Source organism: Amphibacillus sediminis NBRC 103570 (genome assembly GCF_001552275.1).
Taxonomy (GTDB): Bacteria; Bacillota; Bacilli; order Bacillales; family Amphibacillaceae; genus Amphibacillus_B; species Amphibacillus_B sediminis.
The window spans coordinates 47,173-61,763 of the sequence record NZ_BCQW01000016.1 but is presented as its reverse complement, the minus strand read 5'-3'; the positions used below and the strand labels follow the sequence as shown (position 1 = coordinate 61,763).

Below are 14,591 nucleotides of genomic sequence, written 5' to 3'. Positions count from 1 at the left end.
ATGAATATTTTTTTTATTCATTCACATTATAAGTGTTAATTATTACGTTGTCAATATATATTTTACATGGTTAGTATCACTATGATTATATTTTTCTAAACAGTTATATCCCTCTTATTAACTGACCACCAAGTCAGGGGGATAAAAATAATGAACTAAACAGTATTCTACAAATGATCAACCATATTATTTAACAGAGCTAAAGAAAAGGATAGGAGATCACCAGCTAGCCTCCTTTCCATGTTTAAATCACGTATATGTGAGAACAACAACCCCTGAATCAAACGTGTCGGTTTTAACATGTTGTAGAGATTTACGCGAGCTTCCTTCTTCGAAAATACGCTTGCCATTTCCAACAATAGTGGGGAAGATCATTAGTTTGTACTCATCAATGAGGTTTTGGTGAGTTAGAGTATAAACAAGTTCTGCACTTCCGAAAATTAAAATATCTTTACCTGGCTGTTGTTTTAACTTGGTAATTTCATCAAATATGTTGTCTTTAATTAGTGTTGTGTTATTCCATTTAGCTTCCTTCAAAGTTGATGTAACGACGTATTTCGGATAGTTATTCATCATGTCAGCGTAGCCTGATTCACAAGTAATTGACGGCCAGGCCTTGGCGAACTGTTCATAAGTGTTTCTTCCTAATAACAATGCGCCACTTTCAGCAAGTGCCTTGAACTTAAATCTCTCTTGTTCTTCGCTTAAATAATCAAATGACCATTTGTCTGGTGATTCCATAATGCCATCCATGTAACAAATTTTGATGCAATAATTTTCCTCATAATATCCTCCTGTTAAAATTCTGAATTAACTAAGATAGATGATAACAAATGTGGGCTGACCTATTTCTCTTGGATTGTGGAAAAGTAGCTTGAAATGACAAGTTCCTGATTCACGAAGGTGAATGACTTATGTTAGTGATTACTAGCATTTCGTATCCATTCAAACTAATGCATACATGTTAAATATAATAAAAAATCGAAATTAACTTGTACGTATATTTATCTTATACTATAATAGAATCATAATGAAAGCGGTTCACTAACACTTAATTGATAATTTTACAAGGTAAACCACTTTATCAAAGAGCATGCTTAAACAAAATGATTTATAGTGGAGGAATGAGAGATGTGTCGATCAGTAAAGAGTACCATTCAAGAGGGGAAAACGGTTCTGGGGATTGAGCTTGGCTCGACTCGAATTAAAGCCGTACTAGTTGATCAAGATCATAACCCAATTGCTTCTGGGAGCCATGATTGGGAGAATCGCTATCTAGATGGTATTTGGACCTATCATATTGATGATGTTTGGAAGGGTTTACAGGATAGCTATCAAAAAATGACTGAGGATGTTAAGAAACGGTATGGTGTTGTGCTAAATAAAATAGGAGCAATTGGTTTCAGTGCAATGATGCATGGCTATATGACTTTTGATCAAAATGGTCAGTTATTAGTCCCGTTCCGCACGTGGCGTAATAATATAACGGGAGAAGCAGCTACATCCTTAACGAAGCTGTTTAACTATCAAATCCCACAACGGTGGAGTATTGCTCATCTGTATCAGGCTATTCTTAATAAAGAGGACCATGTGGCCGATATTCAGTTTCAGACGACCCTAGCTGGCTATGTTCATTGGAAGCTAACTGGTGAAAAAGTGTTGGGAGTGGGAGAAGCATCAGGAATGTTCCCGATTGATTTAGCTTCAAAAAGCTTTAATCATACGATGATTAACCAGTTTAATCAATTAATTGCTGATTACAATTTACCATGGACGCTTGAGCAGATATTGCCACGTGTTTGTGTGGCAGGTGAAGAAGCAGGTAAGCTTACTGAAGAAGGGGCGAGATTACTGGATCCTACTGGTCAGCTACAAGCAGGTATTCCGCTATGTCCGCCTGAAGGTGATGCGGGAACTGGAATGGCCGCAACCAATAGTGTAGCGAAGCGAACCGGAAATGTTTCTGCGGGTACATCGGTATTTGCTATGGTTGTATTGGAAAAAGAGCTGTCAAAAGTTTATCCTGAAATAGACCTTGTGACGACCCCGACTGGAAATTTAGTTGCGATGGCCCACTCGAATAATTGTACGTCAGATCTCAATGCGTGGGTAGGTTTATTTGCTGAATATTCGCAGGCAATGGGTATAGAAGTTGATATCAACAAATTGTATGAAACACTTTATAACTTAGCACTTGATGGTGATCCAGATTGTGGAGGGCTGCTATCCTACGGATATCTTTCAGGTGAACATATGACGCATTTTGAAGAAGGTCGTCCACTATTTGTTCGTTCATCTGATAGCACGTTTAACTTAGCTAATTTCATGCGTACTCACCTATCCTCAGCGCTTGGAGCGATGAAAATTGGGATGGATATTTTGCTTAAGGAAGAAGGCGTCAAGCTTGATGAGATTCTAGGTCACGGTGGTTTGTTTAAAACGAAAGGTGTTGGTCAGCGCATTATGGCTGCCGCATTGGATACACCTGTTTCAGTTATGGAGACCGCTGGAGAAGGCGGTGCATGGGGAATTGCTCTTCTTGCTGCCTATATGTTGAACAAAGCCGATCAGCAAAGCTTGGATGACTACTTAAATGAAAAAGTATTCGCAGAACAAGTTAGTGAAAAGGTGATTCCAAATCAACACGATGTTGAGGGCTTTGAACAATTCATTCAACGTTATAAGGAAGGACTTCCAGTGGAAAGAGCAGCAGTTGATCATTTGAAATAATTAGATAATATCCTGAATATAAGTTTAGCTTAAATATTCATAAAGGATACCTTCTTTATTTAGTTTTTGTAGTGTTACTTTAACTTGTTGGTAGGTATCCTTTTTTTATCGCAGTGCAACTGGCTGGGGCTGCGATTACTCGCCCCATCGAAGGGCTTTGGTGAGGCTCCCCTTGCAAAAATAAGAGAATGCGTCATGTCTAAGTGGGAGATCCAACAGCTAGTAACGGCCTGATTAGTTCAACTAACGTTCAGTGGAGGGAGAGAGGAAGCTGACTAAGTTCGCGACGTCGTGTCGCAAGGTCTGCACGAGCATATCCTATCCGTCGAAATCCCCACTGAACAAAGTTTCACTTTATACGGATTATTGAGTAGTTAAGCCTAATCAAGAGTGCTTTAATACGATCAGCGCATCGCCGTCCTAGTTAATATTTAAGCGTTTACATTAATGCGGATTTATATTAAGATAGCTTTGTTGATTAACCATTAAAATTCCAATAAAACGATTAATAGTATACATAAAATAGGATTTTTTCATCAGACTTGGGTAATCAGCATTCTTTAAATCAAGAGATTGTAGGAAGCTAAAATATCATAAGGGAGGATAGACAATGAGTAACTTACGAGAAAACCCATTAAAAACTAAAGCTGATCTTGCTCGTGCACTAACAGATTTAATTGAACCTTTGACACCATATTACCAAAAAGATGATACTCAAATTCAGTTAAGTGCTACTGGTGCAGGATATTCAAGAAAAACAATCGGTATTGAAGGTTTACTGCGTGTGCTTTGGGGATTAGCACCACTTCTAGCGGGTGGTGGTTACCATGAGCAAGTTAGCAAGCAGAGACAAGGGATGATAAATGGAACAAATCCTGATCACGAGCATTATTGGGGCGATGTTCACGACTATGATCAAATCATTGTTGAAATGGCTGCGATTGGCTACAGTCTCGCACTGGCACCAGAGCACTTTTGGCAGCCCTTAACAGATATAGAGAGACAGCAGTTAGTCAACTGGCTTAGTCAAGTAAATCAGGTAAAAGCACATGATTGTAACTGGCTTTTTTTTGCGGTTATCGTTAATATCGGCTTAAAAAAAGTTGGTCAACCGTATGATCAATCTGTGATCGACCGTCACTTAGATCGAATTGAACATTTTTATTTAGGTGAAGGTTGGTACAAAGATGGTCATTTGGCACATATTGATTACTACGGCCCTTTTGCTTTACATTTTTATGGACTGTTTTATGCGACAATGATGGGAGAGGATGACCCTGTACGCTCCACACGCTATAAAGAGCGTGCCAAGCAATTTATCGATAAGTTTGTCCATTGGTTTTCACCAGAGGGGCAGGCGATTCCATATGGGAGAAGCCTAACCTATCGATTTAGTCAGATCGCTTTTTTCTCCATTTATGTTTTTGCAGAGGTAGATCCAGATGCTAATGGCTGGATCAAAGGGGTGATATTGCGACATTTGCGTTATTGGTTTAAGCAGCCAATCTTTGATCGTGATGGCATTCTAACGGTTGGTTATCGTTATCCTAATTTATTGATGAGTGAAAACTATAATGCACCAGGCTCTCCATACTGGGCACTGAAAAGTTTTTTATTTTTAGCTTTGCCGGATGATCATCTTTTTTGGCAGGTTGATGAAGAGAGCTTACCTGATCTTGCAGAGAAGTTAGTCGACGATAAAGCTGAAAAAACAATAATTCGTGATACCGACACTGGACATGTCGCCCTTTTTCCATCAGGTTATTCTCATACCAATGGGCATACCCACGTAGCAGCAAAATATGAAAAATTTTGTTACTCGACCCATTTTGGTTTTAGTGTTCCTCGTTCGGAATCGACCTTAGATCAAGGAGCTTTTGATTCAATTCTTGCTGTTAGTGAAAACGATGACTATTATCGAGTAAAAAGGCAAGTTGTTGAGAAGCGTCATGAGCGCGATTATTTATATATGTTGTGGAAACCGTGGCCAAATGTTGCGATTAAAACCTGGATCATTCCTGGTTTACCGTGGCATGTTCGGATTCATTTAATTGAGAGTGAGCGTGAACTTCGCTTTGCTGACGGTGGTTACGCTATTGGTACTGATCAAACGGCAGCGGGCAAATTAGAACGAGAACAAAATTGGAGCTATGCCTGTTATCAGACAGGAGTAGGTGGGGCAGCTGTACTGAAAGGTGTAGGGAAGCCTATTCATGTTGTCCCTAATGGTAATACAAACATCATGACGCCTAACACTATTATTCCAACTATTACTGGAGAACTCAAGCAAGGTGTAACTCTATTAGTTCATGCCTTTTACGGTAAGCCGAAGGATCAACAACCTATGACGCAGTATATAGAGACCATCCCAATAATTAGTCAAGACGATCAAGAGCAACTAACGATTCAATTAAATGGGCAAGTAGTTAAGCTGGATTTATCGGGCTCGCTTTAGAGTGAAACAATGATGAATTTAATATTAATGATAGATTAGGGAAAACCAGAGTGAATGGTAGATTTAAAAAAACAACTATCATGATTTGTCAAAACGCTAATAGGTAGGTGAGTGTCCTAGGCTGTAAAAGTGCAGGAGAGCAGTGTAGACAATGTTCATATTCCGATACAAAATCCTCTCTCTTTGATCGCAGTGTAACTGGCTATAAGCCTCCCACTTCAAGAAATAAGGGACCACGTCATGTCTAAGTGGGAGACCCAACAGCCAGTAACGGACCGATCGGTTCATCTAACGTTCAGTGTGGGAGAGAGCAAGCTGACTAAGTTCGCGACGTCGTGTCGCAACGTCTGCACGAGCATTCGCTCCCCACTGAACGAAGTTTCACTTTATATTCCATCAACTAGCTCCATTCTCCTTGATCAACTAATGAGTAAGTAAAAAAAGTGTGCGTATATTGTTGTAACCGTTGGTTTCAGTTGACGAAAATTAAACAATTTATTACGGCATAGATAGCTCGCTCAATTGATTAAACCAAACATTTCGTCTTTACAGCTAACTGATATTTATGATTTAATATAATTACAAATCGTAATCATTTCGCTTTAAAGAGAAACAACGGAGGATTATGCTATGAACGAGTTACTATACCAATATGCACATAAACAAGCGCTTAAAGAATTACCATTAGCTGACCAAGAACTGTACAACTATGTAGTGGTGAGAGAAGTTATTTTAACTGAACATGCTACTATAGAGCAGCATTTATATGACCTTTTTATTGAAAAGTCACCTATTCTAGAAGCGGCAAAAGCATTTGATTTACCATCTAAAAAAGTGTACGACACTGTACAACGAATCGAACGTTTTCTTGAAGATCGGATACAATATTATACCAATACACTACACTTTATCGAAATGACGGATTTATTTGAACAAAGAGGGCTAATTTCAAATAAACAGCAAGTCAAATATTATTTGTTACCCAATAATTAATCTAACTCAAGCTTCACTTGGAAATAGCCTACAGGTCATGATAGGCCTAGGATTCCACTATAGATAGACACTCTATTTCAGCTCACTAGTACAAAGATGCCTGTTTTGTGCTGATAAAAGAAAATGGAGTATTTTGAAAGCGGTGGGCACACGCAACGATTAAAGTCATGTTAGTCTCTATTCTTTTTTGTTAATCTTTTACCTGATGTTTCTTTAGGTGAAAGATTATTTTTACTTTATCGCAGTGTAACTGGCTGCAGCCGTAGACTAAACATGAATCACTAGTACAGTCAAACGATTACTCGCGCCCTATCCTCACACTCATTTCTAAATATGGCATCTGATAAGCAGAATCCATTGATTCTATATTTCTTTTCTTATGTTATTCTGTCAAAATTATCGCCGCTTTTCTAGCCCCTGAAATATTCCGAGCAACTGGCCCAAGCTCTAATTCTGCTAATGCACCTGTCACATATAAGCCTTGCTTCCATTCCAAGTGTTTATTAACAATTGGAAAACCACAAGGAGCACATGGCAAATATTCATTTGTAATGACTTTATTTAACCATTGATTCTCGGGTATTCTAGCCTCTGAGCCTGTTGCTAACTAAATCATTGAAAATTCTTTCATATCGTTTTCTTCAAAGGATAGCTGGAGCTTGTCATTCTTATATGAAGCGGTTATAACTTGATCGTCAATCACTTCTAAATGTTGACTCGCTTGACATCTTTTGAGCTTGAAAAGCATATTTTGTGGCATAGAGCCCTTGTTTCGAGCTTTCGTAATTAAAAGGCGACGTTCACTTAAATCTGTCACTTTATTATATTTAGTTAAGCATTTTGGTCCTAGCCACCCTGGATCACTGTCGAAATCATGGACACGAAATGGATGACGTTTAACAAGGGTTACTTTACGCTTTGACGCTGTGGATAATTTTACTGCTAAATGGGCTGCGGATAGTCCCCCACCAATTATACAAACATCTCCAACTTCTGCTGTTACATCGGTATTTTCCTCAAAAATATGTTTTACCTTATCTGGGTTTCTATCACGTAATGGGAGAGTCCATTCCGGAAAAGCCGGTTGTTCATTCACACCTAAAGCTAGGATAACATTATTTGTTTCAATGAGGTGATCTTGCTCCGTATAGATACGCCATTTTCCATTAAAGGAACGAATATCGTTTACTTCCACTTGATACCACACTTTATCAATAGAAATGGAGTCTAATAATGCCAGACAATGCTCGTTAAATAGATCTAGTCTTGGTCGCTTATATCGGCCAAGAAATCCATTAACCCCACTCGTGCTTTTGATATAATTTTGCAAACTAAACGGGTCAAGATCAATATGATGAACAATAGGTGAGCGAAGAAAATCCATTCCTATTTTACTCGTAATTGTTGACCACTTGTGGAGAGGTTCTTCATAACGATCAACAATTAACAGTTCATCAGGCTTAACTTTGCCACTTTTGACTAGATAAACCGCAATCGTGCATCCATGAATCCCACCACCAATAATCACCCATTTATACATCGCCTTCCTCCTCTTCTTGCCTTTAGTGCTACATGTACGATGTCTCGTAACAAAATATATAGACAAAAAAATAAACGTAACTCGTAAAGATTACATCTTTTTGTTATTGTAACGCTGCTATTTCGATTTGTAAATAGTAATCATTACGTTTTACAAAAGGAATGGGCTTGTAAGTATGCTTTGTTTCCAACAATCCCCGACTTCCATTAGCCCTTAAGGGGATAAGTGGGTTAGATCAAAAGTTAGTAGAGAACATACGGACTCTTAACTATAGATCAAGCATCTGTAAATATAGCATAGCTTTTGCTAATCACCATCAATTATCATACATTCACAAGTCATTTTTTGAGACGGGCTTTTAGAACGAAAATGTGAAAGACCTCTTGCGATTAAAGATAACTTTAATTACAAGAGGCCTAGCTCTAAAAAGCATGATCCGAGCGTCTTAGATTAATTTGACGAGTCTCTTAATTTTAATGTTGTTTCAATGAATATCTTTTTAGCAACAGTTCGTTCTGAGGCAAGCTTATCAATAATCAGATCAACTGCCGTTTCACCCATAAGTTCCGTTTCGATCCTAACAGTGCTTAATGCAGGATAGACATATTTAGAAATACTTATATCATCTATGCTAATCAGACTAACTCGATCAGGAACTTTAATATTTTGCTCGTGAAGTGCCCTTAAAGCTCCTATTGCGATCGGGTCACTACCGATAAAAAAGGCGGTTGGTAAGTCATCCTTTAATGTATCAATCGCATTTTTCATTTGCGTGTAGCCACTGTCTGCAGTGAAATCATCAATAAAGATATAGCTTTCATTTAACAACTTTTTCTTACTGAGGTGTTCTCGATAGTATTTCTCACGTTTATCTTGAATAGGTTGAGCTGTTCCATGAAAGGTCTCATATCCACCAATAAAACCAATTTTTTCATGTCCTCGTTCAATAAAATGATCTAAAACCCGTTTTGTCACTTTTTTAAAGTCAATTTGTACAGTATCAATGCCAGCAACATCATAGAACGGATCAATGATAACAATATTGGTTGTCAACAGCTTGAGTTTTTTTAATGGCTCATCAGCCATATGCCCGACGATAATAATGCCATCAATATTCTCAGGGATATCAAGGTAATCTTGCTTCAAGTACTTTAATAATTGAATTTTGTGGTATTCAGACCTTTCTTCAATTCCTACACGAATGGCCATATAATAGACATCGTTTAGTTCCTCCGATTCTGTTCCCCAATGTAAAAATACGATTCTTCGAGTCGTATTTGTCTTGTGCTTACGCTTCTTATAATCTAAATCCTCCGCAATTTTAAAGATTTTCTTTTTTGTTTCTTCACTTACTGAAAGTGTCGAGTCATAATTTAATACGCGTGAAACTGTTGCAATAGAAACTCCGGCTTTTTCTGCAATATCTTTAATGGTTGTTGCCAAAATACTCACCTCTAATATTATTATTGGCGAAGAGACGGATCTGTTTGAAAGTTAAATACTTTGGGGTGATCTTGCAAAGAAGAAATAGTATTAGCAAAATTTAACTTCATTCAGAATAATTCTTCCACTTCTATAAGTGGTAAGCTGAATACAAACGTGTATTCCATTCAGAGGGGGAATAAACCCCGACTGAATAAAGTTAAAGCCTCATGGCAGATGCCACAGATTTTCAGCGTGATTTATCGAGCCGAGCTCGATAAGATCTGGGCAAATACGCCAAGGTGCATTTGCTAAATCAAGGGCATGCCCCGTATATTGTCAATAAACCGCTCTGAGCCGATTGATTTGATCATCATTGATCATTCACAGCAACTTTAACTAAAAGACAAAGTGTCCTTAGTAAAGGATTCTACTTCAAGATTAGCTTAAAATAAGATAAACGTCAACTTTTAGTTAAAAAATTAAAAGCAAAAATCCGCTTCATATCAAAGTGTAGCATTATAATGATTCGCTGTTTACTAATAAAATAATACACTAAAAACAAGTAAAAATATTAGTTAATTTTCCTTGACTTGTTTAGTTATAGCCAGTAAAATCATAATAATGTATGCGTTATCAAAAATGAAAGGAGAAAAGAAATGTTAAAAGAGCTAAAGAAATTTAACTATTCACCACCTGTAAACGGTTATCCTGAATGGAATAATAATCCTGAAATCTTTCAATTAAATCGACGTGAAGCTCATGCAACACTTATGCCTTACGTAACAATTGAGCAGGCTATTTCAGCAAAACGTACTGACTCTCCATTTTATTATGATTTAAATGGTAAGTGGACGTTTGCTTTTTCGCCAAACCCTGAAGCAAGGAAGAGGGACTTTTACCGTGTCGACTACGATCATGATCAATGGGAACAAATAACGGTACCGGGTCACTGGCAGTTACAAGGATTTGATTATCCCCAATACACCAATACGGTCTATCCTTGGGTCGAGAAGGATGATATTGCGGCTCCTTTTGCCCCTACCGAATATAATCCGGTAGGTCAATATGTACGTTACTTTGAATTACCTGAGACGTGGCAGGGGGATCCTGTTTATTTGCATTTTGGAGGGGTAGAATCTGCCTTTTATGTTTGGCTAAATGGTGATCTCGTCGGCTACAGTGAGGATAGCTTTACTCCAGCAGAATTTGATCTTACTCCTTATTTGACTCATGGCAGAAATAAGTTAGCTGTAGAAGTTTACCGGTGGAGTGATGCTAGTTGGTTAGAGGATCAAGATTTTTGGCGGTTGAGTGGTATCTTTCGTGATGTTTATCTGTATCGGACACCACAGATCCATATCAATGATTTCTTTGTCCGAACTGATTTGGATCAAGATTATCGCGATGCAATCCTTCATGTTCAAGTCGACCTGCTAAACTATTATGGCCGTGATACATCAACAGAATTTCAGGCTTTTCTATACGATGCTGATCGTAAACAGGTTTTACCGACACCAATTAAAAAGACGATTGCATTAAACGATGAGCAGGTTAGCTTTGATTTGACAACTGAACTTGAAAATCCACTTAAATGGAGTGCTGAACAACCCAATCTGTACACACTCGTTTTATGTTTGTATGATCAAGCCGGTCAACTGATTGAAGCAGAAAGCTGTCGTGTAGGTTTTCGTAAATTTGAGCTTAAAGATGGCCTAATGAAGCTGAACGGCGAACGCATTGTTTTTAAGGGTGTCAATCGTCATGAATTTGCAGCTGACAAGGGGAGAGCTGTCACTTATCAGGATATGGTGGCTGACATAAGATTAATGAAGCAATTTAATATTAATGCTGTTCGAACCTCTCACTATCCTAACCACCCGTTGTGGTATGATCTCTGTGATCAATACGGAATCTACCTCATCGATGAAACGAATTTAGAGACGCACGGTACTTGGCGCTATGATCAAGAGGGGTTAGCTAATGCGATTCCTGGCAGTCGCCCAGAGTGGACGGATAATGTGATCGATCGTTGTAACAGCATGTTTGAGCGTGATAAAAACCATCCATCTATTTTGATTTGGTCACTTGGAAATGAATCCTATGGTGGGGATAACTTTTTAAAGATGTATGCCCATTTAAAAGAAAAAGATCCAGATCGTCTGATTCATTATGAAGGGATCTACCATTATCGTGAATCGGAAGCATGCTCCGATATCGAAAGTACCATGTATATTTCACCAGATGGTGTGGAGCAATATGCTAAAAGAGCAAAGGAAGGCAGCAAGCCCTATATTCTTTGTGAATTTAGTCATGCAATGGGTAATTCGCTAGGGAACTTTTTTAAATATACAGATTTGTTTACTAAGTATCCGATTTTACAGGGTGGCTTCATTTGGGACTGGAAGGATCAAGCGTTATTAACTACTACTCAGGATGGTCAGCCATATTTAGGGTACGGTGGAGATTTTGACGAATCTCCTCATGATGGGAATTTTTCTGGCAATGGTGTCGTATTTGCTGATGGTAAGGCTAGTCCGAAATTATATGAAGTCAAAAAATGTTACCAAAATATATTGATAAAAGGTTATGACTTAGCCTCTAGTTTACTTGAAATAGCCAATCAGTTTTTATTTACTGATTTATCGACTTACCAATTAAATTGGCAAATTTGTAAAAATGGCGAGACGATTGAAACAGGTAGCCAGTGTATTTCCGTTCCCCCTGGGCAAACACGACAAATCAAGCTTGATTATCAGCTACCATCCAAGGATCACCTAGCTGATGAGCATGTATTAACGGTTAGCTTTGTTGAAAAGACAAATCAGCTGTGGTGTAAAGCAGGTCATGAGGTCGCCTTTGAGCAATTCATTTTGCCATCAAAGTTAAACAGTGTCGCTCATGTCCAATCGACTGAGCAGGAATCAGATTTAACAATTAACGAAGATGGCCAGCATTTGGTGATTACCAATGATAACAACACCATTCGATTTTGTAAAAGCAAAGGGGTATTAATTTCCTATTCTATAGCTGGCCAAGAGCTAATAGCTGATGGATTAGAGCCCAATTTTTGGCGGGCGATGACAGATAATGACCGTGGAAATCGCTTTAATCAAAGAAGTGCGATCTGGCGTCAAGCAACTGAGCAAAAGCAATTAATCGGGCTGAGCTATCAATCGGACCGATATCAAGTTATTGTGCATAGTAAATTTTTATTGCCTGAATTAAACCAAACATACCTAGAGCTGGCCTATACAATAGATCAGTCAGGTCAAATTCAAGTGGATTATACCTTGACACCGGGTCAAGGTTTACCAGACATACCTGAAATCGGATTGATGGTTAAAATGCCAAAAGAATATAATCAATTGAAATGGTATGGCAAGGGACCTTATGAATCATATTGGGATCGACAATTAGGCGCTAAAATAGGTAACTATCAAACTAAAGTCGAAGATCAGCTTGTCCCATATCTGAAACCACAGGAATGCGGTAACCACACCGCTGTTCGTTCCGCACAGATTGTCAATCAGGAGGGGATCGGACTAGCGCTTAACGGTCTACCGACTATTGAATTAAGTGTACTTCCATACACACCTTTTCAGCTAGAAGCAGCCGACCATGGCTATAAGCTTCCAAAATCATGCTATACAGTGGTGCGAATAAATCTTGCCCAGACAGGCGTAGGTGGGGATGATAGCTGGGGCCAACGTACACATCATGAGTTTACTTTACCGGCTAATCGTTCCTATCATTATCGTTTTAATCTAAGCGGAGTGATGAAGTAATAATTAGAGGAAAATGTTTAGCTAGCTCGAAAACCTATCTTTTGACAACTTTTATAGCCTGTAGATCACTCGATTACTATTGAGTGGTCTACAGTTTTTTGCATAGATTTGACAATTGGACAAGACAACAGCCGTTATAACCAATTATGCTATCCTAATGTTAATTAATTATGATAATCATTTACTTACTTTTTAATGAGAGCGTTTGTTAAAGGTAAACAAGCAGTAAAATAAAGCGGCATAGAAATCGTTAAGACCTGAAATAATGATTATTTATCGGAAGCGCTTTCGTGATATGATGTCGTTAGTTAAATTTGAAGGGAGGATAGGGTGTTTTGTCTTTCTAGTGGATGGATTAAATATAAAAGGACGTGAGCAAGGTGAGAATGAGAACTGGGTTATTCAAAATGGTTGTTGTTAGCCTCATCGTATTTTTTTGTGCGTTTTTTTCGTTATCATCTATATCGGCCAATACACCTGATTTTAGACAAACTGGTTTTTCCACACTTAATGGTGGGACAACGGGAGGTGCTGGAGGGAATACCGTAACGGTTCGTACAGGCAATGAGTTGATTCAAGCTCTAAAAAATAAACCGGCAAATAGACCTCTGACTATTTATGTTAATGGAACGATTACGCCGAGTAATACATCAGCAAGTAAGATTGATATCAAAGATGTATCTGATGTATCTGTGTTAGGTGTAGGTAGAAATGGTCGATTCAGTGGGATCGGAATTAAGATTTGGCGTGCTAACAATATTATTATCCGTAACCTGACCATTCATGAAGTGAATACAGGCGACAAGGACGCGATTAGTATTGAAGGACCCTCACGAAATATTTGGGTTGATCATAATGAACTGTATGCAAGCTTAAATGTTCACAAGGATTATTATGATGGATTATTTGATATCAAACGAGACGTCTATAATGTCACCTTCTCATGGAATTATGTCCATGATGGTTGGAAGGCTATGCTGATGGGCTCATCTGACAGTGACAATTACGATCGAAATATTACATTCCACCATAATTACTTTAAAAATTTAAATTCACGTGTGCCGAGCATCCGATTTGGGAGAGCGCATCTTTATAATAACTACTTTGAAGGCATCATTGATACAGGTATTAATGCCCGAATGGGAGCACATTTACTAGTAGAGAATAATGTGTTTGAAAACTCACATAATCCTTTAGGATTCTGGTATAGTAATCAAACCGGTTATTGGAATGTCTCTAACAACCTCTACATTAATAGTTCAGGAAGTCGACCGACTACTTCAACTAGTAATTATCGCGTTCCTTATTCTTACAGTTTGACACCAGTTCACAATGTTAAAGCAATCGTGACCCAATATGCTGGGGTTGGCAAAGTACAGCCATAATGCCTTAGGGTTATAACTGCAATCGTGTTCCAATGAAGTGCAATTCGTTAAAAATAGATAATATTCCAGTCCAGAGAAATAAGCGCATGTATACATAACATCGAGTATTTTCTCTGGCTGGGAATACTGGACAACACTTAAAATGACCTTTCCTCTGTGAAACTCTGCTAAATTACCGCAGTGTAACTGGGCTGGGGCTGCGATTACTCGCCCCATCGAAGGGCTTTGGTAAGACTCCCACTACAACGGTCCGATTGGTTAAACTATCGTTCAGTGGA

Annotated in this window: 8 protein-coding genes; 5 read left to right on the top strand and 3 right to left on the bottom strand. The window is 38.4% G+C overall.

Going from position 1 to position 14,591, the window contains the following annotated elements; all coding sequences use genetic code 11:
- Positions 1-249: 249 nt before the first annotated feature.
- Positions 250-741, bottom strand: coding sequence for a dihydrofolate reductase family protein (locus ASE01S_RS10560; RefSeq protein ID WP_067841866.1), 492 nt, complete (start codon positions 739-741; stop codon positions 250-252).
- Positions 742-1,131: 390 nt separating this feature from the next.
- Here ASE01S_RS10560 and ASE01S_RS10555 point away from each other — a divergent pair, with 390 nt between their 5' ends.
- From ASE01S_RS10555 to ASE01S_RS10545, 3 genes are all read left to right on the top strand, one after another.
- A complete protein-coding gene (locus tag ASE01S_RS10555) occupies positions 1,132-2,730 on the top strand; it encodes a xylulokinase (protein WP_067841864.1) in 1,599 nt (532 codons plus the stop codon).
- 610 nt (positions 2,731-3,340) lie between these two features.
- Complete coding sequence (locus ASE01S_RS10550) at positions 3,341-5,185, top strand: DUF2264 domain-containing protein (protein ID WP_067841862.1); 1,845 nt, start codon at positions 3,341-3,343, stop codon at positions 5,183-5,185.
- Positions 5,186-5,815: 630 nt separating this feature from the next.
- Entirely contained in the window at positions 5,816-6,178 is a 363-nt protein-coding gene (locus tag ASE01S_RS10545; RefSeq protein ID WP_067841860.1) for a hypothetical protein, read from the top strand.
- Between the two features lie 607 nt (positions 6,179-6,785).
- Here the strand turns inward: ASE01S_RS10545 and ASE01S_RS10540 are convergent.
- Together ASE01S_RS10540 and ASE01S_RS10535 are read right to left on the bottom strand one after the other, a co-directional pair.
- Complete coding sequence (locus ASE01S_RS10540; protein ID WP_083512108.1) at positions 6,786-7,718, bottom strand: FAD-dependent oxidoreductase; 933 nt, start codon at positions 7,716-7,718, stop codon at positions 6,786-6,788.
- Between the two features lie 450 nt (positions 7,719-8,168).
- Entirely contained in the window at positions 8,169-9,161 is a 993-nt protein-coding gene (locus ASE01S_RS10535) for a LacI family DNA-binding transcriptional regulator (protein WP_067841858.1), read from the bottom strand.
- A gap of 638 nt (positions 9,162-9,799) precedes the next feature.
- On the opposite strand from ASE01S_RS10535, the gene lacZ reads away from it, so the two are divergent.
- Positions 9,800-12,928, top strand: coding sequence for a beta-galactosidase, LacZ type (lacZ, locus tag ASE01S_RS10530; RefSeq protein WP_067841855.1), 3,129 nt, complete (start codon positions 9,800-9,802; stop codon positions 12,926-12,928).
- Positions 12,929-13,335: 407 nt separating this feature from the next.
- Positions 13,336-14,313: a pectate lyase family protein gene (locus ASE01S_RS10525; protein WP_373277947.1), complete on the top strand. Its 978-nt coding sequence runs from the start codon at positions 13,336-13,338 to the stop codon at positions 14,311-14,313.
- Positions 14,314-14,591 lie beyond the last annotated feature (278 nt).

What these genes read in the sequence shown, in the direction of transcription:
- ASE01S_RS10560 (WP_067841866.1), bottom strand. Translation starts at nt 741, where the DNA reads ATGGAATCACCAGACAAATGGTCATTTGATTATTTAAGCGAAGAACAA.
- ASE01S_RS10555 (WP_067841864.1), top strand. Translation starts at nt 1,132, where the DNA reads ATGTGTCGATCAGTAAAGAGTACCATTCAAGAGGGGAAAACGGTTCTG.
- ASE01S_RS10550 (WP_067841862.1), top strand. Translation starts at nt 3,341, where the DNA reads ATGAGTAACTTACGAGAAAACCCATTAAAAACTAAAGCTGATCTTGCT.
- ASE01S_RS10545 (WP_067841860.1), top strand. Translation starts at nt 5,816, where the DNA reads ATGAACGAGTTACTATACCAATATGCACATAAACAAGCGCTTAAAGAA.
- ASE01S_RS10540 (WP_083512108.1), bottom strand. Translation starts at nt 7,718, where the DNA reads ATGTATAAATGGGTGATTATTGGTGGTGGGATTCATGGATGCACGATT.
- lacZ (WP_067841855.1), top strand. Translation starts at nt 9,800, where the DNA reads ATGTTAAAAGAGCTAAAGAAATTTAACTATTCACCACCTGTAAACGGT.
- ASE01S_RS10525 (WP_373277947.1), top strand. Translation starts at nt 13,336, where the DNA reads ATGGTTGTTGTTAGCCTCATCGTATTTTTTTGTGCGTTTTTTTCGTTA.